Source organism: Nocardioides albus, from assembly GCF_014648255.1.
In the GTDB taxonomy this organism is placed as follows: domain Bacteria; phylum Actinomycetota; class Actinomycetes; order Propionibacteriales; family Nocardioidaceae; genus Nocardioides; species Nocardioides albus.
The window spans coordinates 37086-62089 of sequence record NZ_BMQT01000013.1; the positions used below are offsets into that span (position 1 = coordinate 37086).

The following is a 25004-nucleotide window of genomic DNA, read 5'->3' on the forward strand; positions in this document are numbered from 1 at the left end:
CTGCCCCGCTCCTGCGGCTCAACCGCAGGTTGGGAATCGAATCAACGCTGATGGAACATGAGTTCTCACGAGCCCGCACGCCACTGACTCGTACGCTCGGCAGGGTCGAACTGGATCAGAGCGCTGGACCGTCGACCGGAAAGTCGGTAGAGAGGTCGGCACGCTTCGGATGCAGGACGGCAGCACGTGCGCAGGCGTGCAAGTCGTTCAGCGACGCGACCCACGGTGTTTCGTGCCAATCCGGCGTGTACGGAAATGCGCCGGGCAGCTCGCTCTGAAGCGCCCACATGACGCGGTTGAGCTTGTGCGCCGCCTCGATCGTGGCGCGGTCACCGAATACGGCCGCACCGTGACCGTCAGTACACCTGTGCTGACGCCAATCGCCACTTCGAGGCTCACACTCGAGACGCGTCCTACCATCCGTGCAGGGAGCAACGTGACCACGACGGTGTCGAAGATGGGCAGCTTCACTGTTAAGCAGCGAATCCGTTCGCGCCAGAAGGGCTCACGGCGCTTCAAGGCTTTCTACGCCCCGCTTCTTGCTCGTTGAACGAGACCCTCGGCCAGACCTGGCCGGCTGTCGATGCGCCGCCAGGTAGCGACGCTGATCGATCCCGAATCGGTCGGGCCGCGTCTTAGCACCGCGTATCGGTGACGACGGAATGCGGGTTGGCAGATCGCTGCCCAACCGGAGTCGATAGGTTCACGGTGTGGTGACCGTCGACGGATCCGTGCCGACCGCACGAGTGCTCATTGACCCGAGCCGCCCTGACTTGTTCGGCCGGGAAGCTGGTCGACCAGTACGCGTGTATGACTGGACGCCGTCGTCGCAGGACCAGTCGGCGCCCCTCGTCGTGGTCTCGCACGGGACAGGTGGGTCGGGCCGCGACATGGGCTGGCTCGCGAAGCCGTTGGTGGATGCAGGATTTGGCGTGCTGAGCCTCGATCACCACGGGAACAACTACGTCGACGGCTACCACCCTGAAGGGTTCCTCTTCGGGTGGGAGCGCCCTCGCGACGTCACCTTCGTCCTGGACTCGATCCCGGTGTCCGGTCGGGTCGGTGTCGCCGGCTTCTCGCTGGGCGGCTATACCGCCGCGGCGATGGCCGGCGCACGTCTCAACCGCGCCACGATCGAGGCGCTGCTCTCAGGAGAGATTCCCCTGCCACCGATCGACGAGTTCCCGGATGCACTCCAGCGACTGAAAGTGACAACACCGCCGAATAGGTGGCCGACGGCTCTGGACCGGGCGTGTTCCGACCTGAGAGACCCGCGCGTCGCTGCCGCCTTCGTGGTCGCACCCGGGTTGGGCGCCCTCATGACCCGGGCGAGCCTGACGGACGTTTCCATACCCATCGAGGTTCGCTGGGGAGACGCTGACACCACGAACCCATTCGACCTGGATGTTCGTCCCCTGCTCGATCATGTCCCGGACATCCACGGCCACGAGGTCGGCACCGGGGTCCGCCACGAGCACTTCATCGAGCCCCTGACACCTGACCGAGCGGACGTACGAACGAGCGTCGCCTCCGACGCGGTCCAATTCTTCACGGAGCGGCTCGCTTGATTCGCCGAGGGCTGGCGCGCCTGCCCCAAGCATGGGCCGGCCGCGTATAGCGTCCCGGGGCGCGCCGGGGACGTGAACACCTGCTGACAGCGAGCTGTGGCTGGACATGGCCGGACAAGCGAAACACCCCGGTGGCCAACGTTTCCGCTGGCCACCGGGGTGTTCTCCCAGTGTGGCAGATGAAGGATTCGAACCTTCGAAGGCAAAAGCCGACGGATTTACAGTCCGCTCCCATTGGCCGCTCGGGCAATCTGCCTGGGTTGTACGCGTGCCCCTGCGAAGGGGATCGCGACAGCAATAAACGATAGCGCAGGGGCTGGCGGCGTACGAAAACGGCACGAGGTTCTAGGGTGAAGGCACCACAGACCTGGTCAGAAGCTAGAGGAGAGAGTCATGGCTGACTCGTCGTTCGACATCGTGAGCAAGATCGACCGTCAGGAGGTTGACAACGCGCTGAGCCAGACGGCGCGCGAGGTCTCGACGCGGTTCGACTTCAAGGGGACCAACGCAACCATCGAGTGGAGCGGTGATCAGGCGATCGAGATCTCCGCCTCCGCCGACGACCGCGCCAGCGCGGTGCTCTCGGTCTTCCAGGACAAGCTGATCAAGCGCCAGCAGTCGCTGAAGATCCTCGACGCGAGCGAGCCGCGCCAGTCGGGGCAGCAGTCGAAGATCTCGATCACGCTCAAGGAGGGCATCTCCTCGGAGGACGCGAAGAAGATCTCCAAGCTGATCCGCGACGAGGGCCCGAAGGGCGTCAAGGCGCAGATCCAGGGTGACGAGCTCCGCGTCTCCTCCAAGAAGCGCGACGACCTGCAGACCGTGATCTCGCTGGTCAAGGGGCAGGACTACGACTTCGCGGTCCAGTTCATCAACTACCGCTGAGCTCGTGGTCTACGAGCACCCGACGGCCTCGGTCGAGATCGACGCTCCGATCGAGGTCGTGTGGCGGGTGATGGTCGAGACCGAGTCGTACGCCGCCTGGAACCCCTTCGTCGTCCGGGCCGAGACCGCGCAGCCGGCGGCGGTGGGCAACCCGATCGTCCTGCATGTCGCCTGGGCGAACGGCGGCCGGACGCGCTCACCGGAGCGGATCTCGGCGCTCGAGGGGCCGGTCGCCGGCGACGACGGGGTCGCGGCCGCGTACCTCGGCTATGTCTACAAGGGCTGGCCTGCCCGGCTCGGCCTGGTCCGGGGCGTACGCCACCAGCGGCTGACCCAGCGCGCCGGCGGGCCGACGCACTACGAGACGGTCGAGGAGTTCTCCGGTCCGCTGGTCGGGCTGGCTGGGCCCGAGCGGGTCGCGGAGGGGTTCCGGCGGCACGCCGCCGCCCTCAAGCGGCGCGCCGAGGCGCTCGTGAATGAAAGTGGACTTGACCACTAGATTGAGCGAAATTCTGCATTCATCTGCAAGAATGTGGCCGTGCGAGTATCTGCCAAGTCCGACTACGCTCTCCGCGCCCTCATCGAGATGGCCGCGCGCGAGGACGGAAAAGCTGTCAGCGCCGAGGAGCTCGGCCGCGCCCAGGAGATCCCTCACGGCTTCCTGCAGGCGATCCTCGCCGACCTCCGCAAGGCCGGCGTAGTCATCTCACAGCGCGGCCAGTCAGGCGGCTGGCGGCTGGCCCGCAAGGCGTCGGACGTGTCCGTCGCCGACGTGATCCGCGCGGTCGACGGCCCGCTGGTCTCGGTCTACGGCCTGCGCCCCGAGGGGGTCACCTACAACGAGCGCGCCGACGTCCTCCAGCACGTCTGGATCGCCGCGCGCGACTCGCTGCGCGAGGTCTTCGAGAAGGTCTCCATCGCCGAGCTGGCCTCCCGCGAGCTGCCCGACGAGGTCACCACCCGCACCGCGCGCGACGAGGCCTGGCTGCCTCACTGAGCGGCTGGATGTTCGTCTAGGTACGCAGCCGAACCGTCACTTCCCACGCGGAGTTCCGCACGGGAAGTGACGGTTTCTCTGCATACCTCGACGAACAGCCGCCCCCTACGCCGCCGACGACGGCGCCCGCATCGTGTAAGCCCCAGGCGACGGCGTGACGAACACGTTGACACCCTCTTCGAGCTGCAGCGCCCGGGCATGCGTACGCGTCAGCTCGGCGGTCACGACCTCGCCGTCGTCGGTGAGGACCGTGAGGCGGACCTCGAAGCCGATCCGCAGGACCCGCGAGACCGTGCCCTCGACCGAGTGCTCGGAGATCGGTGACGGGGTGACCTCGACGTCGTGGGGCCGGATCAGGGATCCACCCAGCGTGGTCACGTCACCGAGGAACGACATCACGAAGTCGTTGGCGGGCTCGTCGTAGAGCTGCTCGGGGGTGCCGATCTGCTCGATCCCTCCCTGGTTGACGACGACGATCTCGTCGGCGACCTCGAGGGCCTCCTCCTGGTCGTGGGTCACGAAGACGGTGGTCACGTGCACCTCGTCGTGGAGCCGGCGCAGCCAGTCTCGCAGCTCCTTGCGCACCTTTGCGTCCAACGCACCGAACGGCTCATCGAGCAAGAGCACAGAAGGCTCGATCGCCAGCGCACGCGCCAGCGCCATCCGCTGCCGCTGGCCGCCGGAGAGCTGCGAGGGCAGCCGGTTGCCGAACTGCGAGAGGTGCACGAGCTCGAGCAGCTCGTCGACCTTCTTCTGGATCTCGGCGCGAGGACGCTTGCGGATCTCCAGCCCGAACGCGACGTTCTTCGCCACCGAGAGGTGCTTGAACGCGGCGTAGTGCTGGAAGACGAAGCCGACGTTGCGCTTCTGGACGGGCAGGGACGTCGCGTCCTTGCCCTCGATCACCACCGACCCGGTGTCGGGGGTCTCCAGCCCGGCGATGACCCGCAGCAGCGTGGTCTTGCCCCCGCCGGAGGGCCCCAGCAACGCCGTCAGCTGCCCGGTCGGGATGGTCAGGTTGATGTCCTCCAGCGCGACGAAGTCGCCGTAACGCTTGTTGACACCACTTACTTCGATGCTCATGGGATGTCCTTTCGTGTCAGAGTCGTTCAGCGCACGCGCGCACCACGGGCGCGCAGCACGAAGACGATGAGGATGCAGATGACCGAGACGCTGGCGAGGAGGAAGGCGACCGCGTACGCGCCCTGCTGGTCGAAGTTCAGATACTTCTCCTCGACCGCGAGGGTGGCGGTGCGAGTCTGGCCGAGGACGTTGCCGGAGACGACCTTGACCGCACCGAACTCGCCCAGCGACCGTGCCAGAGTGAGCACGACGCCGTAGACCACGGCCCACTTGATGCCCGGCAGCGTGATCCGCCAGAACGTCTGCCACGAGCTGGCCCCCAGCGACGCGGCGGCTTGCTCCTGCTCGGTGCCGATCTCCTCGAGCACCGGGATGACCTCGCGGATCACCAGCGGCAGCGACACGAACGCGGTCGCCATGATGATCCCGGGCGTCGAGAAGATGACCTGGATCCCAGCAGACTCCAGGGTCGGCCCGAACCAGCCGTCGCGCCCGCCGTAGACCAGCACGAGCGCCAGCCCGACGACGATCGGCGACACCGACAGCGGAAGGTCGATCAGCGCGCTCAGCACGCGCTTGCCAGGAAACTCGGTACGCACCAGCAGCAGCGAGATCGAGACGCCGAAGACCAGGTTGATCAGCGTCGCCACCACGGCGGCGACACAGGTCAGCCGGATCGCCGCCATCATCTGCGGGTCGCTGAAGATGGCGGAGAAGGCCTCGGTCGTGAAGCCGACATCGGGCAGGTGGAAGGCATTCCAGGCGACCAGGGTGACCGGCCACGCGACCAACAGGCCCAGATAGCCGATGACGATCAGCCGCAGGACGTACGTCAGTGGCGTACGAGGCGCTCGACGGGTCTCAGCCACGGCGGACCATCCTCCTCTGGATCAGGTCGAGGACGACGATGACGAGCAGCGAGACGACCAGCAGCATCGCTGCGATCGCCGCCGCGCCCTCCGGGTTGTCGTTCTCGATCGCGGACAGGATCCGCACCGAGGCGACCTCGGACTCGAACGGCAGGTTGCCCGAGAGCAGGACCAGGGAGCCGTACTCCCCCATGCCGCGCGCGAACGAGAGCGCTGCTCCTGCCGCGATCGCGGGCGCCAGCGAGGGCAGGATGATCCGCCGGAACGTGGTCGACCTGGAGGCCCCCAGGGAGGCTGCCGCCTCCTCCACGTCGGCGTCCAGCTCCTCGAGGACGGGCTGCACCATGCGTACGACGAACGGCAGGGTCACGAAGGCGAGCGCCAGGTAGACCGACGTCGACGTGTTGGCCCAGTGCAGGCCGAGGGGTGACTCGGCGCCGTACAGGGAGAGCAGGACGAGGCCGGCGACGATCGTCGGCAGCGCGAACGGGATGTCGATGATCACCTCGAGCAGGCCCTTGCCCCAGAACCGGTCACGCACGAGAACCCAGGCGATGACGGTGCCGATGACGACATTGACGAGGGTGACCACGAGGGCCGACCGGATCGTCAGCAGGATCGCCGCCGCGGTCTGCTCGTTGGTGAGCTGGTCCGCGAAGGCGGACCAGCCGCCGGTCGAGGCGGTGATGATCACCGCGACCAAGGGGATGAGGACGAGCAGGCTGAACCAGAGCATCGTGACGCCGAGGCCGATGCCGCTCGTCAGGGTCAGAGTGGAGGCCGGCCGGCTGGACCGAGGAGCAGCCGACCGGACCTCAGGGATGGTGGCGGTCATGATCGGCTACTGCGAAGCCTTGCCGGACTTGGCGATCGAGTCGGTCACGATGCCGACCGCCTCGCCGTCTTCACCGGTGCCGAAGAGCTTCTCCTTGACGCCGGACCAGTCGCGGCCGCCGAAGTCGTTCTCCAGCGTGAGCAGCTGCTTCGGCGCCGGGAACGGGTCGGCCGGGTCCTTGGCACCCTTGATGTCCTTCGGCTCGAGGCCGATCGAGTCCCAGTCGACGACGCCGGGCTCGGCGGTGTTGATGGGGCGGAAGCCGGTCAGCGCGAACTGCTTCTGGCCGCCCTTGGGGTCGAGGACGAAGTCGAGCCAGTCCTGCGACGGCTTGGAGGCGTCCTTGGTGATCGCGCCGGGGTTCTCGATCAGCACCGTCGAGTCCGGGATGATGTATTCGAAGCCCTCGCCCTGCTGTGCCGCCAGGATCGCCTCGTTCTCGTAGGCGAGCAGCACGTCGCCGGTGCCGCCGAGGAACGCCGTGGTGGCGTCACGGCCGGAGTTGGTCAGAGTGACGACGTTCTTGAAGAGCTTGTCGAGGTAGGCCTTGCCGTCCTCCTCGGTGCCGCCGTTCTTCACCACGGAGCCCCACGCGGCCAGCGCGTTCCAACGGGCAGCCCCGGACGAGGCCGGGTTGGCCGTGACCACGCCGACGCCGGGCTTGGCGAGATCTTCCCAGCCCTGGATGTTCTTCGGGTTGCCCTCACGGACGCCCAGCACCACGACGGAGCTCGACACGATGCCCTTGTTGTCGCCGTCGTCCCACGAGGCGTCGACCAGGCCGGCCTTCTCCAGACGCTGCACGTCGGTGCCGACGGAGAGGTGGACGTAGTCGGCCTTCAGGCCCGACTCGACCGCGCGGCTCTGGTCACCCGAGGCACCGTAGGACGTCTCGAAGGTGACCCCTTCACCCTCGGGAGTCTTGTTGAACTCCTTGGCGATCGCCTTGTTGGCCGTCTCGGGGACGGCGAAGCCGACGATGGAGATCGACTCCGCGTCACCGCCGCCAGAGCCACCGCAGGCGGTCAAGGTCAGGATGCTCGCAGCGGCCAACGCCACTGCAACCTTGATCTTCTTCATTGGTTCCTCACTTCTGCCCTGCCGAGTCAAGGTCGATCGGGTTACGAATGTCGATGACAATACTGGAGTTAGTCGAGTCCATGCGAAAACGCGCGATCGTTCCACCCACTGGACGGCACAGCTCGCCGAGACGTCACTCAGGTCGGTCGAGATGGCACCTGGGTGCCATCTCGGCCGGCGGGGGTGACGTCTCGGCGAGCGGGGGTGACGTGTCGGCGAGCGCGGGGCGCGCTAGGCGCCGGTGGAGCTCAGCGGGGCGACCTGCGCGCGCAGGACCTTGCGACGGTGGTGGACGGCCTCGGCACTGAAGATGACCAGCGCGACCCAGACGATCGCGAAGCCGACCCAGCGCCCGGGAGGCATCCCCTCGTGGGCGATGAAGACGCCGACGGCGAACTGCAGGATCGGCGCCAGGTACTGCAGCAGGCCGATCGTGACCATCGGCACCCGGATCGCGGCCGCGCCGAAACAGGCCAGCGGCACCACGGTCGCGACGCCGAGGCTGATCAGGAGGAACACGTGGAGCGCCCCGTGACCGGAGAGCGTCCCGTTGCCGGTGGCCTGGAGAGCGACGATGAGAGCGAGTGCGAACGGCGCCGTCACGGCGGTCTCGACGGCCAGCGACTCGAACGGGCCGACCCCCGCGCTCTTCTTCAGCAGCCCGTAGGTGCCGAACGAGAACGCCAGCACCAGCGCGACCCACGGCAGCCGTCCGTAGTCGATGGTGAGCACGACGACCGCGGCGAAGGCGATCCCGAGCGCCACCCACTGCAGCTTCCGCATCCGTTCGCGCAGGATGATCACGCCCATCAACATCGTGACCAGCGGGTTGGTGAAGTAGCCGAGGCTCGTCTCCACGATCCGCCCGTTGTTGACCCCCCAGATGTACGTCACCCAGTTGATCGAGATCACCGCGGCAGCGGCCGTCAGCAGCCCGAGCGTGCGCCGGTTGCGCAGGATCGCCGCCAGCTGCTCGCGGCGCCCCACGATCAGCACCAGCGCTCCGGCCACGACGAGCGACCACAGGATCCGGTGGCCCAGGATCTCCCAGGCTCCGGCCGGCTCCAGGAGGGGGAAGTAGAGCGGGAACGCTCCCCACATGATGTACGCCGCGGCGCCGAACATCACTCCACGCCGCTGCTCGTTCACAGCCTCACGCTACCCACCGGGCGTACGGCTCCTTTACCTGGCCCGAGGGGCGAGCCTGCAGAGACAGCCGACCGCCCGCGGCACTCGTGCGCCGCAGGCGGTCGGTAGGTCGCACAGAATCTGGTCAGAGCGTGCGGCCGATGGCCAGCCTGGTGGTCCTGCCGGTCTTGACGTGCTTGACGATCACGACGGCCTTGGTGAACTTGTTGGTGCGCTTGAAACCGGTGAAGCGGGCGCTGAGCATGCCGATGTCGGAGTCGTAGCCGGGGTTCACGAACTTCACCTTCTGCTGGTAGCCGGCGGGCGACCAGAGGCGGACGATGACCTTGTGCTTGCCGAAGCGGTTGGCCATGCCCTCGACCCGGACGACGCCGGAGTCGCGGCGGACGCGGAGGGTGGTGTCCATGCTCGTACCCTCGACGAACGTGGACGTCTGACGTACCCCGGCGATGCAGATGACCGCCGCGTCACGGGAGAGGTAGAAGCCGTTGACCGGGCGCGGCCAGGTGAGCTTGGACGAAGTCGAGTCGCGTACGACGCCGTTGACGGCCTTGAGCATCGGCGGCGCCTCTTCCTCCCCCTCGGTCGCCAGGAAGCCGGGCTCGACCAGGCCGACCTGGGTGTAGCCCATCCAGTTGGGGCGCTTCACGCCGTCCAAGCGGGTGATCCCGGTGGTGCCGCCCGTCGCGCGCCGGTAGGAGCCGACGGTGATGGTCCCGGCGCCGCCCTCACAGGCGGTGGTGGCGCGGACCGACGGGGTGGATGCGGCGGCGGCCGGCGCGGACGTGCCGATGATGGTGAGGCCGGCCGATGCGAGTGCCAGGACGGCAGCAGCCAGCGAGATCTTGCGAGACATGCGGGGACCTTCTCCCGAAGTGCGGTGCCCGAGACTGCGGACAGCGAATTCAAGCATCGGTACGCCGTCGGCGTCCCGGCTTCGGAAAGTTTGCCCCGAGGATGAGGCATCGTTCCTAGACGGAGCGGACGGCGACCGCGTCGGCGAACGCCTCGAGGGCCGCACGGACAGGCCCCTCCGGGACCGGCGCGAGGGCCGCCTTGGCCTCCTCGGCACGGGCCTGGACGTAGGCGCGAGCCTCGGCCAGCGCCGGGTGGGCGCGGAGCAGAGCGACGCACTCGGCCAGGGCCGCGTCGTCGGTGAGATCGCTGTCGAGCAGCTCCAGGAGCCGGGCGTCGTCGGGTTCGGTCGAACGGCGGGCCAGCAGCACCGGGAGCGTGGGTACGCCCTCACGGAGGTCGGTCCCCGGCGTCTTGCCCGACTTCTCGGAGTCGGAGGCGATGTCGAGGATGTCGTCGGAGAGCTGGAAGGCGACGCCGACGATGTCGCCGTAGGCCAGCAGGGCCTCCTGGATCTCCTTGTCAGCACCGGCGAAGAGCGCACCGTAGAGAGCCGAGGTGGCGATCAGGACACCGGTCTTGCCGGCCAGCACCTCGAGGTGGTGGTCGACCGGGTCGACGCCCTCGGGCGGCTCGACCCCCTCGAGGATCTGGCCCTCGACGAGCTTGGCGAAGGTCGCCGCCTGGATGCGTACGGCCTCCGGGCCGAGCTGGGCGGTCAGCTCCGAGGAGCGAGCGAAGAGGAAGTCGCCGGTCAGGATCGCGACGTGGTTGTCGAAGCGTGCATTCGCGGAGTCCTCGCCGCGGCGTACGAGCGCTTCGTCCATGACGTCGTCGTGGTAGAGCGAGGCGAGGTGGGTGAGCTCGACGACGCAGGCGGCGGTGATGACCTCGTCGGCGAGCGTGTCCGGACCGCACTCGGCGGCCAGCAGCACCAGCAACGGCCGGAACCGCTTGCCGCCGGCCTGCATCAGGTGGGTGGCCGCCTCCGTGACGAACGGGGAACGGCTCCGCGTGTAGCCGGCCAGTCGTTCCTCGACGTCCACCAACCGAGCACGCAGCCGCTGCTCGAGCTCGGGATCGGTGATCGGGAGGGCGAGTTCAGGGGCTCGATCGGTGGGTGCGCTGGTGCTCACCCGATGAATCCTCCCGCATCCACCAACAGGCTGAGCACAGGGCCCGGAATTACACCCAACAAGACGGTGGCGACAGCGCTCAGTGCGATCACGATGGTGGTGGCGTACGACGGGGTCACGACCGCGGCCGCATCCTCGCTCGGATCGGTGAAGAACATCAGCATGATCATCCGTACGTAGAAGAAGATCGCGATGATGCTCGAGCCGATCGCAACCACGACGACGGGCCACTGGCCGGCGCCGAGCGCCGCGGCGAAGACGCCCCACTTGCCGATGAATCCGGCGGTCAGGGGCAGCCCGGCCATCGAGAGCAGGAAGACGGCGAAGGTCGCCGCGACCCAGGGGTTGGTACGCCCCAGCCCGGCCCAGCGGTCCAGCGCACCGGCCTCGCCGTTGGGCCCTCGCACCAGCGAGACGATCGCGAAGGAGCCGAGGGTCGCGAACCCGTAGGCGGTCAGGTAGAAGAGCACCGCCTGGGTCGAGCCGAAGGCGTCGGTCTGCACACCGAGGAGGCCGGTGAGCAGGAAGCCGGTGTGGGCCACGGCGGAGTAGCCGAGCATGCGCTTCACATCGGTCTGGACGACCGCGAAGGAGGCGCCGAGCAGCATCGTGAGCACTGCGACGACGCCGATCGCCGGGCGCCAGATGTCGCCCTCGGCACCGAAGGCAACGTAGAAGAGCCGCAGCATCGCGGCGAACGCGGCGATCTTGGTCGCAGCCGACATCCATGCGGTCACCGGCGTCGGGGCGCCCTGGTAGACGTCAGGGGTCCAGGAGTGGAACGGCACCGCACCGGTCTTGAAGAGCAGGCCGACGGCCATCAGACCGATGCCGAGGAGAAGCAGCGGGCTGGAGCCTTCCTCGGCCGCCACCTCACCGATCTCAGCCAGCGACATCGACCCGGCGAAGCCGTAGACCAGCGCGAGGCCGTAGAGGAAGATGCCGGAGGAGAACGCGCCGAGCAGGAAGTACTTCAGCGCCGCCTCCTGCGAGAGCAGCCGCCGACGGCGCGCCAGCCCGGTGAGCAGGTAGAGCGGGAGCGAGAGCACCTCGAGAGCCACGAAGAGCATCAGCAGGTCGCCGGAGACGCAGAAGAGCATCATCCCGCCGACCGCGAACATCATCAGCGGATAGACCTCGGTGTGCTCCAGTCCCCGCTGGGAGGCGGTGCGCTCGGCGGGTGTGCCCGGCAGCGCCGCAGCCTGGCCCGCGAAGGCGCTCACGCCGTTGTCGAGGCGGCGCTCGGCGAAGAGCGCGACACCGCCGAGCGACACCAGCAGCACCAGTCCCTGGGAGAAGACGCCAGGACCGTCGACGATGAGGGCACCCTCGCCGGTCGAGACGCCCAGGCTCGGTCCGGCGCCGACGATCACGGTCCCGGCTAAGGCGGCGGCCAGCCCGGCCAGCGCCAGGAAGACCTGGGCGTTGAACCGTGCGGCGCGCGGCGCGAAGGCCTCCACCACGACACCGGCGCAGGCCACGCCGAGCACCAGCAGGACGGGCCAGAGGGTGGCGTACGAAATTCCGGGAGACTCGAACATCGCGTCACTCACCTGCCTGGATCACGTTGACGATCGGGTCGACCACGGGCGACGCCGCCGAGATCAGCGGGCCGGGCACGAAGCCGAAGAAGAGAAGAGCGACCAGCAGCGGCGTGAGTACGCCGATCTCGCGCCGATCCAGGTCACGTACCGGTTGCCTGGAGAGCTGAGCGGGTCCGGTGAAGATCCGCTGATAGGCCCACAGCACGTAGATGGCGGCAAGCACGATCGCGGTGACCGCGATGACGCCGACCAGCCAGTTGTAGTCGAAGGCGCTGATCAGGACCAGGATCTCGGAGACGAACTGACTCAGGCCCGGCAGACCGGCGGTCGCCAGACCGGCGATCAGGAACGTGCCGGCGAGCACCGGTGTCGCCTTCTCCATCCCCCGCATCGACGAGATCGAGGCAGTGCCCTTGCGGGTGATCAGGAACCCGGCGATCAGGAACATCGCCGCGGTCGCGACCCCGTGGTTGACCATGTAGAGGATCGATCCGACCAGGCCCTCGCGGGTGGCCGCGAAGATGCCGAGCGTGATCAGTCCGAAGTGGCTCAGCGAGGTGAGACCGATCAGGCGGAGCAGGTCGTCCTGCCCGATCGCCAGGACCGCGCCGTAGACGATCGAGATCAGTGCCAGCACCACGACGACGGGGGTCGCCCAGGCGGACGCCTCCGGGACCAGGCCCAGGCAGAGCCGGATCATGGCGAAGGTGCCGATCTTGTCGAGGATGCACACCAGGAGCACCGACGTCGGCGGGGTGGCGTGCTCGGTCGTGTCCGCCAACCAGGTGTGCACCGGGAACAGCGGCGCCTTGACCGCGAACGCGATGAACATCGCCACGAAGATCCAGCGCTCGGCCGTGGTGCCGATGTCGAGCTGGGCGAGGTCGCTGATCAGGTAGGACGGCGGGCCGGCCTCCACGGAGACCACGTAGAACCCGATCAGCGCACCCAGCAGCACCAGGCCACCACCGAGCTGGAACATCAGGAACTTGAGCGCGGCCTTGGCGCGCCCTGGGCCGCCGTGCTGCCCGATCATGAAGTACGCCGGGATCAGCGTCGCCTCGAAGGCGATGTAGAAGACGAACAGGTCGGCGGCCAGGAAGGTGAGCAGGGCGAAGGCCTCCAGGGCCAGCGCCCAGGCGTACCAGCGCTTGTCGTGGTCCTTGACCGCCGCCAGCATCACCAGCGGGACCAGGACGACGGTCAGCAGCACCATCAGCTTGCCGAAGCCGTCCATCTCGAGCGCCCAGTGGACGCCGAGCGGCTCCATCCAGGCGCGGTCGGTGTCGGGCGCCGTGAACATCGTGACGATGCCGGCGATCAGGGTGGCGATCGCGAAGCCGAAGGCCCACAGCTTGGGCCGGGCGGGCATCACCGCGGTGACCAGCGCGCCCACGAACGGGATGAGGACGAGGGTTGTCAGCAAGTCAGCTCACCACGATCAGGGCCAGGGCAACGAGAACCGTGCCACCGAGGACGGAGAGGGCATAGGAACGTACGTAGCCGGTCTGCGCCTTGCGGAGCTCACCGGCGATCGCCGCGAGGGCGACCGGGCCGCCGCTCATCAGGCCGTCGACCACGTACTTGTCGGTCGCGAGGGCACCGCGGGTGATCGCCATCCCTGGCGGCACCACGACGTCCTCGACGTGCGGGACGTGCAGGTAGGGGGTCGGCTCGGTCGTGGTCGGGCGGCGCCCGAAGACGAACCCGGCGGCCGCGACCCCGATCGCGACGACGAGGACCGCGAGGACCGAGGTCGCCCAGACCGGAAGCGGTCCGTGGTGGCCGCCGTGCCCGATGGCGACGACAGGCTCGAGCCAGTGCTCGATCCAACCGCCCAGCGCGAAGACGCCACCGAGGACCGACAGCGCGGCCAGGACCACCAGCGGACCGGTCATGATCCGTGGCGACTCGTGCGGATGTACGCCCTCGGGCCAGCGCTTGCGGCCGAAGAAGGCGAGCATCATCAGACGGGTCATGTAGAACGCGGTCACACCGGCGGCCAGCAGGGCGATGATGCCGACCAGCCAGCTCTCGGCGAACGCGACCTCGAGGATCTTGTCCTTGGACCAGAAGCCGGCGAAGCCAGGGAACCCGATGATCGCCAGGTAGCCCATCGAGAAGGTCAGGAAGGTGACCGGGAGCGCCCGGCTCAGGGCACCGTAGTGCTTGAGGTTCACGTTGTCGTTCATGCCGTGCATCAGCGACCCGGCGCCGAGGAACATGTTGGCTTTGAAGAAGCCGTGGGTGAGCAGGTGGAAGATCGCGAACGCGTAGCCCGGTCCGCCCAGCCCGGCGGCCAGCATCATGTAGCCGATCTGGCTCATCGTCGAGCCGGCCAGGACCTTCTTGATGTCGTCCTTCACGCAGCTGACCGCGGCGCCCCAGATGATGGTGACCAGGGCGACGATCACGACGGCGGTCGAGGCGGCCTCGGCGGCGTCGAAGATCACGCTGCTACGGACGATGAGGTAGACACCGGCGGTCACCATCGTGGCCGCGTGGATCAGCGCGGAGACCGGGGTCGGGCCCTCCATCGCGTCCAGCAGCCAGCCCTGCAGCGGCACCTGGGCGGACTTGCCGCAGGCGCCGACGAGCAGCAGGATGCCGAGCCAGTTCAGCGTGGTGGTCGAGGTGTCGCTGATGTCGATCGCGGAGAACGACGTCGACCCGAAGGTGACGAAGCAGAGCGCGATCGCCAGCGAGAGTCCCATGTCGCCGACCCGGTTCATCACGAACGCCTTCTTGGCGGCAGCAGCCGCGGACGGCTTGTGCTGCCAGAAGCCGATGAGCAGGTAGGACGCCAGGCCGACGCCCTCCCAGCCGAGGAAGAGGCCGACGTAGTTCTCCGCCAGCACCAGTATCAGCATCGCGGCGAGGAACAGGTTGAGGTAGCCGAAGAACCGGGTGCGGCGCTCGTCGTGGGCCATGTAGCCGACGGAGTAGACGTGGATCAGCGTGCCGACCCCGGTGATGAGCAGCAGGAACAGGCTCGAGAGCTGGTCGTAGAGCAGGTCGAACCCGACGCTCAGATCCCCCGTGTCGAACCAGGTGTAGAGGTGCTGGACGACCTGGCGGCTCTCCTCGTCGCGACCGAGGGTGGCGATGAAGAGGATCAGGCTGAGCAGGAAGGACGCACCGGCGAGCCCGACCGCGAGCCAGTGCCCGACCCGGTCGAAGAGAGCCGGTGCCAGCGGACGGCCGATCAGGATCAGGGCGGCACCGGCCAAGGGCAGCGCGATGACCAGCCAGATCAGCGAGAAGACCCCGTCAGCCTCGATGGGGTTGGCGAGTGCAGCGGTTACCACTTGAGCATCCTTGGCTCGTCGACCGAAGCCGTGTTTCTGGTGCGGAAGATGGTCATGATGATCGCCAGCCCGACGACCACCTCGGCGGCTGCGACGACCATCACGAAGAAGGCGGTCACCTGCCCGTCGAGGTTGCCGTGCATCCGGCTGAACGCCACCAGAGCCAGGTTCGCCGCGTTGAGCATCAGCTCGACGCACATGAAGACGACGATGGCGTTACGCCTGGTCAGCACGCCGATGGTGCCGATCGTGAAGAGGATGGCGGACAGGATGACGTACGCCGTGGTGTTGTCTGTCATTCGTCCTCTCCTTCGTCCGCGCGACCGCCGGCGAGGATGGCCGGGACCGACTTCGTGCTCTGCGACCCGTCCGGCAGGAGGGCCGGGGTGTCGTTGCTGTTGTGTCGTGCGAACGTGCCCGGTGGGGGCAGCGGGCCGAGGTGCTTGCCGCTCTTCGCGTAGTCTGTGACCCGCTTCTGGGCCAGGTCGGTCTGGGTCTGCTTCGGGTCGATCCGCTCGCGGTGGGCCAGCACCATCGCACCGATCGCGGCGGTGATCAGCAGCGCGCTGGTCGCCTCGAAGGCGATCACGTAGCGGGAGAAGAGAAGGTCGGCCAGGCGCTGTACGTTGCCGCCCGCGTTCGCCTCGGACAGCCCGCGCATCGTGGCGATGCTGGCCTGGCCGACGCCCGCGATCAGGATCGTCCCGAGACCGACGCCGAGGAGGCCCGCGAGGACCTTCTGCCCCGCGATCGTCTCCTTCAGCGTGTCGGAGGTGTCGACCCCGACCAGCATGATCACGAACAGGAACAGCATCAGGATCGCGCCGGTGTAGACCACGATCTGCACCGCGAACAGGAACGGCGCCTCCAGCATCGCGTACATCATCGCGAGCCCGATCATCACGATCGCCAGCGACAGCGCGGCGTGCACGGGCTTGCGCGCGAAGAGCAGGCCCAGCGCCGCGATCACCATGATCGAGGCGAGGAGGACAAAACTCATCGACTCGACTCCTTGGGCTCCGGCGCGTAGTAGGAGGTGTCGTCGTTGCCCAGGAACATCGGGTGCGGAGGAGCCTCCATCCCGTCCTCGAGCGGCGCGAGCAGATCCTGCTTCTCGTAGATCAGGCTCTCGCGCGTGGTGTCGGCGAGCTCGTACTCGTTCGTCATCGTCAGCGCCCGGGTCGGGCAGGCCTCGATGCACAGCCCGCACAGGATGCAGCGCAGGTAGTTGATCTGGTAGACGCGGCCATAGCGCTCGCCGGGCGAGTAGCGCTCCTCCTCGGTGTTCTCCGCGCCCTCGACGTAGATGGCGTCGGCGGGGCAGGCCCACGCGCACAGCTCGCAGCCGACGCACTTCTCGAGACCGTCGGCATGGCGGTTGAGCTGGTGCCGCCCGTGGAAACGCTCCTCGGTCGGCTCTTTCTGCTGCGGGTACTGCTCGGTGACCGGCTTCTTGAACTGTGTCTTGAAGGTCACCGCGAACCCGCTGACCGGGTCCCAGAACCGCTCCTTGAACGTGCGGTCGTCGCTGCTCACTTGGCCTCCTCACGAGAGGGAAGAATGCGTACGCCGTTGGTGCCTGTCGGCACTGCCGGCGGTCCGAACACCAGCGGCTGGGCGGCACCCCGCACTGCCCCACCCTGCGGCAGCGCGGGCGTGGGGTAGCCACCGGTCGGCTTGGTGACCTGGGCCTCCTTCTCCGGGAGCCGGTTGAGGAAGCCGAGCACGACCACCACGGTGACGGCCAGGCCGAAGCCGAAGAGGAACCAGTTGGGGCTGAAGCCGCCCTGGATGGCGGTCATCTTGATCACCGCGACGACGACGATCCAGGCGAGGCTCGCGGGAAGGAGGACCTTCCAGCCGAGCGACATGAACTGGTCGTAGCGCAGCCGCGGCAGCGTGCCGCGCAGCCAGATGAAGATCCAGATGAAGAAGAACATCTTCAGGAAGAACCACAGCACCGGCCAGTAGCCCTCGTTGGCGCCGGGCCAGACGGTGCCGAGACCGAGCGGTGCCCGCCAACCGCCCAGGAAGAGCGTCGTGGCGAGCGCGCTGACGGTGGCCATGTTGATGTATTCGGCCAGGAAGAAGAGTGCGAACTTCAGGCTGGAGTATTCGGTGTGGAAACCACCGACCAGCTCGCCCTCGGCCTCGGGGAGGTCGAACGGCGCACGGTTGGTCTCGCCGACCATCGAGACGCAGTAGATCACGAAGGACGGCAGCAGCAGGGCGCCGAACCACCAGTCCGTCTGGGCCTCGACGATCTGGCTCGTGGACAGGCTGCCGGCCATCAGGAAGACGGTGACGAGCGCCAGGCCCATCGAGACCTCGTAGGAGATCATCTGGGCGCTGCTTCGAAGTCCGCCGAGCAACGAGTAGGTGGAGCCGGAGGCCCAGCCGCCGAGCACGATCCCGTAGATGCCGATGCTGGCGATCGCCATCACGAACAGCACCGCCACCGGCATGTCTGTCAGCTGCAGGGGTGTCTGGACACCGAAGAGGTTGACCTCGGGCCCGAACGGGATCACCGCGAACGTCACGAACGCCGGCACCGTGGCCAGGATCGGCGCGGTGATGAAGACGATCTTGTCGGCCTTCTCCGGGGTCAGGTCCTCCTTGAGCGCCAGCTTCACGCCGTCGGCGAGGGACTGCAGCAGACCGAACGGTCCGTGCCGGTTGGGCCCGATGCGGTGCTGCATCCGCGCCACGACCTTGCGCTCCCACCAGATGTTGAACAGCGTCAGCACGACGCAGACCACGAAGACCAGCAGGACCTTGATCGCGATGATCCACCAGGGGTCCTGACCGAACTGCTCCAGCCCGTTCACTTGGCCCCCTCCACGCTCACGGTCGACCCCGGCGAGGCCAGATCGGCCCATACGCCGCGCCCGAACGAGTTGGTCGGGACCCAGATCGTGCCCTCGGCCAGCTCCGCGGGGAGCGCCGGAAGCGTCCAGCTCCCCCGGTCACCGGTGATCGTCACGACGTCACCGAGCTGCTCGTGGAGCGCCGCCGGGATCCGTACGAACGCCGGTCGTGCGGTCGCGGCCAGCGCCTTGTCTCCGCTCTGGAGCGTCCCGTTGTCGAGCATGAGATGCCAGGTCGCCAAGTGGAAGCCGCCTTCGTCGGTCGAGCCGCCGGAGCCGCTAGGCGACCGAGTGAGGTCGTCCGGCGAGCTTGCTCGTCCGGACGCGCCGAGCGAGGGAGCCCCCTCGCGAAGCGAGGGCGGCGGAGGCGTGTCGAGACCAACACGGTCCCCTTCCGCGCTCGATGAAGCCGTGTTGGTTTCGACACCGCTCGCTGCGCTCGCGGGCTCAACCAGCGAGGTCGTGATGTGGCCGAGGACCTCGGCGTCTGAGTACGCGGCGGGCTTGTCGAAGACCTTCTCGAACGGGCGGCGGCGACCTTCCCATGTGACGAAGGTGCCGGCCTTCTCCGAGGCAGTGGCGACGGGGAGTACGACGTCGGCGCGCTCGGTCACGGCGGTGACCCGCTGCTCGAGGCTGACCACGAAGCCGGCCCGGTCGAGGGCGGCCAGGAAGGCGTCGGGGTCGGCGGTGTCGTCGGGGTCGACGCCGGCGACGAGCAGGGCGTCGAGGCCGGCGCGGACGATGCCGTCGGCATCGAGACCGCCCTCACCGGGCAGGAGGCCAGCTTCGACGGCACCTCGGTCGCCCGCACGACGCGGGACCCAGGCGAGCCTGGCACCCGTGCGGTCGGCGAGATCGGCGGCGGCGGAGTAGGCGCCTTGGCTGGTCGCCAGCCGCTCACCGACCAGGATCACCGAAGCATCGGTGACCCCGTTGACCTGCGACAACGCGTCCTTTTCGGCACCGGGAGCGGTCAGGACGACCTCGGCCCCGAGCTTGCGCGAGCCCTCCGAGGCGTACGGGCTGAGGGTGGTGATCCGCAGACCCGCCTTGTTGGCCTTGCGCAGCCGCAGGAAGAGCGTGCCGGCCTCGTCCTCGGGCTCGAGGCCCACCAGAACCACGTGGTCGGCGGCATCGAGGTCGGCGTAGGTGACGCTCGTTCCGGCGACGCGAGAGCGCAGGAACTCCGTCTCCTCCTCCGACAGCGGACGCGAACGGAAGTCGATGTGCGGGGTGCGGAGGGTGTCGCGGGCGAAGGTGGCGTACGCCTTGGCGTCCTCCAGCGTCAGCCGGCCACCGGGCAGGACGCCCACCGAGCCGGCGGCGGCCAACCCGGCCGCGGCGACGGCGACGGCCTCCAGCCAGGACGCCGGCCGGAGCTCGCCGTCCTCGCGGATCATCGGCGAGGTGAGCCGGTCCCGGACCGCGTAGCGGAAGCCGAAGCGGTCCTTGTCCGAGATCCACTCCTCGTTGACCTCCGGATCGTTGCCGGCGAGACGGCGCATGACCTTGCCGCGGCGGTGGTCGATGCGGATCGCGGCGCCGCAGGCGTCGTGCTCGGCGACGCTCGGCGTCGAGACCAGGTCGAAGGGACGGGCCCGGAACCGGTAGTCGTCCGAGGTCAGCGCGCCGACCGGGCAGATCTGGATGACGTTGCCGGAGAAGTAGGACGAGAACGGCTTGTCCTCGGCGATGCCGATCTGCTGCTGGGCGCCACGCTGGATCAGCGCGATCCCAGGGTCGCCCGGGATCTCGGCGGCGAAGCGGGTGCAACGCTGGCAGACGATGCACCGCTCGCGGTCGAGCAGCACGTTGGGCGAGAGGTTGATCGGCTTCGGGAAGGTCCGCTTGGTCCCCTCGAACCGGGTCTCACCCTGGCCGTGGGACATCGCCTGGTTCTGCAGCGGGCACTCGCCGCCCTTGTCGCACACCGGGCAGTCCAACGGGTGGTTGACCAGGAGAAACTCCATGATCCCGTGCTGGGCCTTCACCGCCGTGGAGTTCTGCGTCTCCACGACCATGCCCTCGGCGACCGGGATCGTGCACGAGGCCTGCGGCTTCGGGAAGCCGCGGCCGTTGCCGGCGTCGGGGATGTCGACCAGGCACTGCCGGCAGGCGCCCACGGGTGCGAGCAGCGGGTGATCGCAGAACCGCGGGATCTCGATCCCGACCTGCTCAGCGGCCCGGATCACCAGCGTGCCTTCGGGTACGGTCACATCAGCGCCGTCGATCTTGAGAGTTACGTCGCTCATTTCGACTCCGCCCATGCAGTCGAGGTGGCCGGGTCGAACGGGCAGCCGCCCTGCTCGAGGTGGGCCAAGTATTCGTCTCGGAAGTATTGGATCGAGCTCGTGATCGGGCTCGTCGCGCCATCACCCAGCGCGCAGAACGAGCGGCCGAGGATGTTGTCGCACTGGTCGAGCAGCAGGTCGAGGTCCTCCGGCTTGCCGTCGCCCTTCTCCAGCCGCTCCAGCACCTGCACCAGCCACCAGGTGCCCTCGCGGCACGGGGTGCACTTGCCGCAGGACTCGTGCTTGTAGAACTCCGTCCACCGCAGCACCGCGCGCACCACGCAGACGGAGTCGTCGAAGATCTGCAGCGCGCGGGTGCCGAGCATCGAGCCGGCCGCCTGCACCCCTTCGAAGTCCAGCGTCACGTCCAGGTGCTCCTGGGTGAACAGCGGGGTCGAGGAGCCGCCCGGGGTCCAGAACTTCAGCTCATGCCCTTCGCGTACGCCGCCGGCCAGCTCGATCAGCTTGCGCAGCGTGATGCCGAGCGGCGCTTCGTACTGGCCCGGCTTCTTGACGTGCCCTGAGAGCGAGAAGATGCCGACGCCGGCCGACTTCTCGGTGCCCATGCCGGCGAACCAGTCGGCGCCGTTCTTCACGATCGCGGGCACCGAGGCGATCGACTCGGCGTTGTTGATCACGGTCGGGCTGGCGTAGAGACCGGCGACGGCCGGGAACGGCGGCCGCAGCCGCGGCTGACCGCGGCGTCCCTCGAGCGAGTCGAGCAGCGCGGTCTCCTCCCCACAGATGTAGGCCCCGGCGCCGGCGTGCACGACCAGGTCGAGGTCGTAGCCGGAGCCGTGGATGTTCGTGCCCAGGTGGCCGGCGGCGTAGGCCTCGCGGACCGCCGCTTGCAGCCGCCGGATCACGTGCAGCACCTCGCCGCGTACGTAGATGAATGCACGCTCCGCCCGGATGGCGTAGGAGGAGATGATCACGCCCTCGACCAGGGTGTGGGGCGAGGCCATCATCAGCGGGATGTCCTTGCACGTGCCCGGCTCGGACTCGTCGGCGTTGACCACCAGGTAACGCGGCTTGGGGTTCTCCGGGTCGGGCGGCGGCAGGAAGCCCCACTTCACCCCGGTCGGGAACCCAGCGCCACCGCGACCGCGGAGCCCGGAGTCCTTGACCATCGTCTGGACGTCCTCAGGAGCCATCCCGAGCGCGACGTCGAGCGCGTCGTAGCCACCCTGCTCGGCATAGGCGGGCAACGTCCAGGCCCGCTCGTCGCCCCAGTTGGCGGTCAGCACCGGAGTCAGAGTGTCAGTCATCAGACGCCTCCTCGGCGATCGTCTCCGACTCGGCGCGACGGGTGTCGGCCTCCTCGACGGCCTCGGACGGCTCCTCCGGTACGTCGGCAGAGCCGTGGACGTCGGCGGGTGCGGCCCAGCCGCGCTCGCGGGCGAGCTCCAGCCCGACAACCGACGCCGGCCCGGCCGCGGGCCCTTCGTCGACGAGCCCGTCCTCGAAGCCCGCGAGGACCCGCTCGGCCTCGCGCCAGCTCGTGATCCGGGCGCCGCGCGAGGCCACGACCTCGCGGCCTTCGCGCAGGTCATCGACCAGCTGCGAGGCCGACTCCGGGGTCTGGTTGTCGAAGAACTCCCAGTTGACCATCACCACCGGCGCGTAGTCGCAGGCCGCATTGCACTCGATGTGCTCGAGCGTGATGCTCTGCAATCCAGGGGCATCAGCGGTGGTCTCGTCGTTGCCGACCTCGAGCTTCTCGCGCAGGCAGGCGAAGATCTCGTCGCCGCCCATGACCGCGCACAGCGTGTTGGTGCAGACGCCGACGTGGTGGGTGCCGACGGGATGACGCTTGTACATCGTGTAGAACGTCGCCACCCCGCTCACCTCGGCCGGGGTGAGACCCAGGACCTCGGCGCAGGCGTGGATCCCCTCGGGCGTGACCCGGCCCTCGACCGACTGCACCAGATGGAGCATCGGCAGCAGCCCGGAGCGAGCCTGGGGATAGCGAGCCGCGATCTCGCGCAGCTCGTCGTAGGTCTCAGCAGCAAGCGTCATCGGTCGACGCCTCCCATCACCGGGTCGATGGACGCGATCGCCACGATCACGTCGGCGACCATGCCGCCCTCGGACATGACGCTCGTGGCCTGGAGGTTGGTGAACGACGGGTCCCGGAAGTGGACCCGGTAGGGCTTGGTGCCACCGTCGCTGACCACGTGGGCGCCGAGCTCTCCGCGCGGCGACTCGATCGCGACGTACGCCTGGCCGGCCGGCACCCTGAAGCCCTCGGTCACCAGCTTGAAGTGGTGGATCAGGGCCTCCATCGACTCGCCCATGATGTGGCGGATGTGGTCGAGGGAGTTGCCCTGGCCGTCGGGGCCGACGGAGAGCTGCGAGGGCCAGGCGATCTTCTTGTCGGCCACCATGACCGGGGCACCGTCGAGATCCTTCAGCCTCTTCAGAGCCTGCTCCATGATCCGCAGCGACTCCCACATCTCGGCCAGCCGGATCCGGAACCGGCCGTAGGAGTCGCAGGTGTCCCAGGTGATGACCTCGAAGTCGTAGTCCTCATAGCCGCAGTAGGGCTGGGCCTTGCGCAGGTCCCACGGGTAGCCCGTGCTCCGCAGGATCGGTCCGGTCAGGCCGAGCGCGAGACAGCCCTCCAGGTCGAGGTAGCCGACCTGCTCCAGGCGGCCCTTGAAGATCGGGTTGGCGTTGCAGAGCGCGGCGTACTCCTCCAGGCGCTTCTTCATCAGCTCGATGAACTCGGTCACCCGAGCGACGGTGTCGTCGGGCACGTCCTGGGCGATGCCGCCGGGCCGGATGTAGGCGTGGTTCATCCGCAGGCCGGTGATGAACTCGAACAGGTCCAGGCACAGCTCACGCTCGCGGAACCCGATCGTCATCACGGTCAGCGCGCCGAGCTCCATGCCACCGGTCGCGATCGCCACCAGGTGGGAGGAGATCCGGTTGAGCTCCATCAGCAGGACCCGGATGACGTCGGCCTTCTCCGGCACCTCGGCACCGATGCCGAGCAGCTTCTCGACCCCGAGGACGTACGCCGTCTCGTTGAAGATCGGGGACAGGTAGTCCATCCGGGTGACGAACGTGGTCCCCTGCGTCCAGGACCGGTACTCCATGTTCTTCTCGATGCCCGTGTGCAGGTAGCCGATCCCGGCACGCGCCTCGGTGACCGTCTCGCCCTCGAGCTCGAGGATCAGCCGAAGCACCCCGTGCGTCGAGGGGTGCTGCGGGCCCATGTTGACGACGATCCGCTCGTCCTTGACGTCCTTGAGGGCATCGGTCAGGTCGTCCCAGTCCTGGCCGGTGACGGTGAACGTACGCGCGTCTTCAGCGTCTGTCGCGGTCATGAGTAGCTCCTGCGAGTGTCCGGCGGCGGGATCGTGGCGCCCTTGTACTCCACGGGGATCCCACCGAGCGGGTAGTCCTTGCGCTGCGGGTGGCCCGGCCAGTCGTCTGGCATCAGGATCCGGGTCAGCCCGGGGTGGCCGTCGAAGACGATCCCGAACATGTCGTAGGTCTCCCGCTCGTGCCAGTCGAGCGTCGGGTAGATCGCCACCGCGCTCGGCACGTGCGGGTCGGCGTCGGGGGCCGAGGTCTCGATCCGCACCCGACGGTTGTAGGTCATCGAGAGCAGGTGGTAGACCGCGTGCAGCTCGCTGCCCACATTCTCTTGGCCTTGGTCCGCGGGGTAGTGCACCCCGGAGACGCCGGAGCAGAGCTCGAAGCGCAGCTCGTCGCGGAGCACCTGCAGGGCCTCGAGCAGCCGCTCGCGGCGTACGTGGAAGGTCAGCTCGCCGCGGTGGATGACCGCCTCCGCCTCGGTGAAGGCGAGGGCGTCGGCGATCTCCTTGAACCAGCCGCCGTAGGGCTGAACCCCGACGTCGCTGGTGCGGCTCGGCATCGCGTGCTGGCGGGTCAGGCCGCCATAGCCGCTGGTGTCGCCGGTGTCCTCCACGCCGAACATGCCGCTGTTCTGGCCGATGTTCTGGTCGTTCACCGCAGAAGTCCCGTCTGGTCGATCAGCGGCAGCTGGCGCAGCGCCGCGGTCTCGTCGGCGACCTCCTCGCGCTCGGCATTGACGCCCAGCGAGGTGCCCTGGATCTTGTCGTGGAGCTTGAGGATCGCGTCGATCAGCATCTCGGGCCGCGGCGGGCAGCCGGGGAGATACATGTCGACGGGCACGATGTGGTCGACGCCCTGGACGATCGCGTAGTTGTTGAACATCCCGCCGCTGCTGGCGCAGACGCCCATGGCGAGCACCCACTTCGGCTCGGGCATCTGGTCATAGATCTGGCGCAGCACCGGCGCCATCTTCTGGCTCACCCGGCCCGCCACGATCATCAGGTCGGCCTGCCGCGGGCTCGCCCGGAAGACCTCCATGCCGTAGCGGGCGAGGTCGTACTTCGGTCCGCCGCTCGTCATCATCTCGATGGCGCAGCAGGCCAGCCCGAACGTCGCCGGCCACAGGCTCGCCTTGCGGAAGTAGCCGGCCATCCCCTCGACGGTGGTCAGCAGAACCCCGCTCGGGAGTTTTTCTTCGATACCCACG

The 25004-nt window shown here is 68.1% G+C and carries 24 protein-coding genes and 1 tRNA gene; 4 read left to right on the forward strand and 21 right to left on the reverse strand.

Annotation, left to right across the window (positions count from 1 at the left end; all coding sequences use genetic code 11):
• Positions 1-932: 932 nt before the first annotated feature.
• A complete protein-coding gene (locus IEY84_RS23335) occupies positions 933-1568 on the forward strand; it encodes an alpha/beta hydrolase family protein (RefSeq protein ID WP_183543274.1) in 636 nt (211 codons plus the stop codon).
• A 173-nt stretch (positions 1569-1741) separates the two neighbouring features.
• On the opposite strand, the gene IEY84_RS23340 is transcribed toward IEY84_RS23335, so the two are convergent.
• Positions 1742-1824, reverse strand: a tRNA-Tyr gene (locus tag IEY84_RS23340).
• 137 nt (positions 1825-1961) lie between these two features.
• Between IEY84_RS23340 and IEY84_RS23345 the strand changes: the two genes are divergently transcribed.
• From IEY84_RS23345 to IEY84_RS23355, 3 genes are read left to right on the forward strand one after another with little or no spacing between them, the layout of a single operon-like run.
• On the forward strand, positions 1962-2453 hold the full coding sequence (locus tag IEY84_RS23345) for a YajQ family cyclic di-GMP-binding protein (RefSeq protein ID WP_183543272.1): 492 nt from the start codon (positions 1962-1964) through the stop codon (positions 2451-2453).
• 4 nt (positions 2454-2457) lie between these two features.
• Positions 2458-2952, forward strand: a complete 495-nt coding sequence (locus IEY84_RS23350) for an SRPBCC domain-containing protein (protein WP_183543270.1) — start codon at positions 2458-2460, stop codon at positions 2950-2952.
• Between the two features lie 39 nt (positions 2953-2991).
• The gene (locus IEY84_RS23355) at positions 2992-3450 is read left to right on the forward strand and encodes an RrF2 family transcriptional regulator (RefSeq protein ID WP_091044275.1); all 459 of its coding nucleotides are present in this window, start codon (positions 2992-2994) and stop codon (positions 3448-3450) included.
• A 105-nt stretch (positions 3451-3555) separates the two neighbouring features.
• Here the strand turns inward: IEY84_RS23355 and IEY84_RS23360 are convergent, their stop codons facing one another.
• The 20 genes from IEY84_RS23360 to IEY84_RS23455 all read right to left on the reverse strand — a co-directional run bounded on the left by IEY84_RS23360 (position 3556) and on the right by IEY84_RS23455 (position 25003).
• Entirely contained in the window at positions 3556-4533 is a 978-nt protein-coding gene (locus IEY84_RS23360; RefSeq protein WP_183543268.1) for a sulfate/molybdate ABC transporter ATP-binding protein, read from the reverse strand.
• 26 nt (positions 4534-4559) lie between these two features.
• Positions 4560-5402: a sulfate ABC transporter permease gene (locus IEY84_RS23365; protein ID WP_183543266.1), complete on the reverse strand. Its 843-nt coding sequence runs from the start codon at positions 5400-5402 to the stop codon at positions 4560-4562.
• Positions 5395-6237: a sulfate ABC transporter permease subunit CysT gene (cysT, locus tag IEY84_RS23370; protein WP_183543264.1), complete on the reverse strand. Its 843-nt coding sequence runs from the start codon at positions 6235-6237 to the stop codon at positions 5395-5397. The genes IEY84_RS23365 and cysT overlap by 8 nt, the downstream gene beginning before the upstream one ends.
• 6 nt (positions 6238-6243) lie before the next feature.
• On the reverse strand, positions 6244-7317 hold the full coding sequence (locus tag IEY84_RS23375) for a sulfate ABC transporter substrate-binding protein (RefSeq protein WP_183543262.1): 1074 nt from the start codon (positions 7315-7317) through the stop codon (positions 6244-6246).
• Positions 7318-7548: 231 nt separating this feature from the next.
• Positions 7549-8466 (reverse strand): EamA family transporter RarD, encoded by a 918-nt coding sequence (gene rarD, locus IEY84_RS23380; protein ID WP_183543260.1) that lies wholly within the window; start codon positions 8464-8466, stop codon positions 7549-7551.
• Between the two features lie 124 nt (positions 8467-8590).
• Positions 8591-9322, reverse strand: a complete 732-nt coding sequence (locus IEY84_RS23385) for a hypothetical protein (RefSeq protein ID WP_183543258.1) — start codon at positions 9320-9322, stop codon at positions 8591-8593.
• A gap of 115 nt (positions 9323-9437) precedes the next feature.
• On the reverse strand, positions 9438-10457 hold the full coding sequence (locus tag IEY84_RS23390) for a polyprenyl synthetase family protein (RefSeq protein WP_229788948.1): 1020 nt from the start codon (positions 10455-10457) through the stop codon (positions 9438-9440).
• Complete coding sequence (gene nuoN, locus IEY84_RS23395) at positions 10454-11998, reverse strand: NADH-quinone oxidoreductase subunit NuoN (protein ID WP_183543256.1); 1545 nt, start codon at positions 11996-11998, stop codon at positions 10454-10456. Before nuoN ends, IEY84_RS23390 begins: the two co-directional genes overlap by 4 nt.
• 4 nt (positions 11999-12002) lie before the next feature.
• The gene (locus IEY84_RS23400; protein WP_183543254.1) at positions 12003-13427 is read right to left on the reverse strand and encodes a complex I subunit 4 family protein; all 1425 of its coding nucleotides are present in this window, start codon (positions 13425-13427) and stop codon (positions 12003-12005) included.
• 1 nt (position 13428) lies between these two features.
• Positions 13429-15309, reverse strand: a complete 1881-nt coding sequence (gene nuoL / locus IEY84_RS23405) for an NADH-quinone oxidoreductase subunit L (protein WP_183543252.1) — start codon at positions 15307-15309, stop codon at positions 13429-13431.
• A complete protein-coding gene (nuoK, locus tag IEY84_RS23410) occupies positions 15303-15608 on the reverse strand; it encodes an NADH-quinone oxidoreductase subunit NuoK (RefSeq protein ID WP_008356449.1) in 306 nt (101 codons plus the stop codon). Before nuoK ends, nuoL begins: the two co-directional genes overlap by 7 nt.
• Positions 15605-16309 carry an NADH-quinone oxidoreductase subunit J gene (locus IEY84_RS23415; RefSeq protein ID WP_183543250.1) on the reverse strand — a complete coding sequence of 235 codons (705 nt, stop codon included), beginning with the start codon at positions 16307-16309 and terminating at the stop codon, positions 15605-15607. The genes nuoK and IEY84_RS23415 overlap by 4 nt, the downstream gene beginning before the upstream one ends.
• On the reverse strand, positions 16306-16845 hold the full coding sequence (nuoI, locus tag IEY84_RS23420; RefSeq protein WP_183543248.1) for an NADH-quinone oxidoreductase subunit NuoI: 540 nt from the start codon (positions 16843-16845) through the stop codon (positions 16306-16308). Before nuoI ends, IEY84_RS23415 begins: the two co-directional genes overlap by 4 nt.
• Positions 16842-18137, reverse strand: coding sequence for an NADH-quinone oxidoreductase subunit NuoH (gene nuoH, locus IEY84_RS23425; RefSeq protein ID WP_183543246.1), 1296 nt, complete (start codon positions 18135-18137; stop codon positions 16842-16844). The genes nuoI and nuoH overlap by 4 nt, the downstream gene beginning before the upstream one ends.
• A complete protein-coding gene (locus IEY84_RS23430; RefSeq protein ID WP_183543244.1) occupies positions 18134-20446 on the reverse strand; it encodes an NADH-quinone oxidoreductase subunit G in 2313 nt (770 codons plus the stop codon). The genes nuoH and IEY84_RS23430 overlap by 4 nt, the downstream gene beginning before the upstream one ends.
• Positions 20428-21738: an NADH-quinone oxidoreductase subunit NuoF gene (nuoF, locus tag IEY84_RS23435; RefSeq protein WP_183543242.1), complete on the reverse strand. Its 1311-nt coding sequence runs from the start codon at positions 21736-21738 to the stop codon at positions 20428-20430. Before nuoF ends, IEY84_RS23430 begins: the two co-directional genes overlap by 19 nt.
• The gene (nuoE, locus tag IEY84_RS23440) at positions 21731-22489 is read right to left on the reverse strand and encodes an NADH-quinone oxidoreductase subunit NuoE (RefSeq protein WP_183543240.1); all 759 of its coding nucleotides are present in this window, start codon (positions 22487-22489) and stop codon (positions 21731-21733) included. Before nuoE ends, nuoF begins: the two co-directional genes overlap by 8 nt.
• A complete protein-coding gene (locus IEY84_RS23445; RefSeq protein WP_183543239.1) occupies positions 22486-23802 on the reverse strand; it encodes an NADH-quinone oxidoreductase subunit D in 1317 nt (438 codons plus the stop codon). The genes nuoE and IEY84_RS23445 overlap by 4 nt, the downstream gene beginning before the upstream one ends.
• Positions 23799-24452, reverse strand: coding sequence for an NADH-quinone oxidoreductase subunit C (locus IEY84_RS23450; protein WP_183543237.1), 654 nt, complete (start codon positions 24450-24452; stop codon positions 23799-23801). Before IEY84_RS23450 ends, IEY84_RS23445 begins: the two co-directional genes overlap by 4 nt.
• Entirely contained in the window at positions 24449-25003 is a 555-nt protein-coding gene (locus IEY84_RS23455) for a NuoB/complex I 20 kDa subunit family protein (RefSeq protein WP_183543235.1), read from the reverse strand. The genes IEY84_RS23450 and IEY84_RS23455 overlap by 4 nt, the downstream gene beginning before the upstream one ends.
• Position 25004 lies beyond the last annotated feature (1 nt).

What these genes read in the sequence shown, in the direction of transcription:
- IEY84_RS23345 (WP_183543272.1), top strand. Translation starts at nt 1,962, where the DNA reads ATGGCTGACTCGTCGTTCGACATCGTGAGCAAGATCGACCGTCAGGAG.
- IEY84_RS23360 (WP_183543268.1), bottom strand. Translation starts at nt 4,533, where the DNA reads ATGAGCATCGAAGTAAGTGGTGTCAACAAGCGTTACGGCGACTTCGTC.
- cysT (WP_183543264.1), bottom strand. Translation starts at nt 6,237, where the DNA reads ATGACCGCCACCATCCCTGAGGTCCGGTCGGCTGCTCCTCGGTCCAGC.
- IEY84_RS23375 (WP_183543262.1), bottom strand. Translation starts at nt 7,317, where the DNA reads ATGAAGAAGATCAAGGTTGCAGTGGCGTTGGCCGCTGCGAGCATCCTG.
- IEY84_RS23385 (WP_183543258.1), bottom strand. Translation starts at nt 9,322, where the DNA reads ATGTCTCGCAAGATCTCGCTGGCTGCTGCCGTCCTGGCACTCGCATCG.
- nuoN (WP_183543256.1), bottom strand. Translation starts at nt 11,998, where the DNA reads ATGTTCGAGTCTCCCGGAATTTCGTACGCCACCCTCTGGCCCGTCCTG.
- nuoK (WP_008356449.1), bottom strand. Translation starts at nt 15,608, where the DNA reads ATGACAGACAACACCACGGCGTACGTCATCCTGTCCGCCATCCTCTTC.
- IEY84_RS23415 (WP_183543250.1), bottom strand. Translation starts at nt 16,309, where the DNA reads ATGAGTTTTGTCCTCCTCGCCTCGATCATGGTGATCGCGGCGCTGGGC.
- IEY84_RS23430 (WP_183543244.1), bottom strand. Translation starts at nt 20,446, where the DNA reads ATGGGCGGAGTCGAAATGAGCGACGTAACTCTCAAGATCGACGGCGCT.
- nuoF (WP_183543242.1), bottom strand. Translation starts at nt 21,738, where the DNA reads ATGACTGACACTCTGACTCCGGTGCTGACCGCCAACTGGGGCGACGAG.
- nuoE (WP_183543240.1), bottom strand. Translation starts at nt 22,489, where the DNA reads ATGACGCTTGCTGCTGAGACCTACGACGAGCTGCGCGAGATCGCGGCT.
- IEY84_RS23445 (WP_183543239.1), bottom strand. Translation starts at nt 23,802, where the DNA reads ATGACCGCGACAGACGCTGAAGACGCGCGTACGTTCACCGTCACCGGC.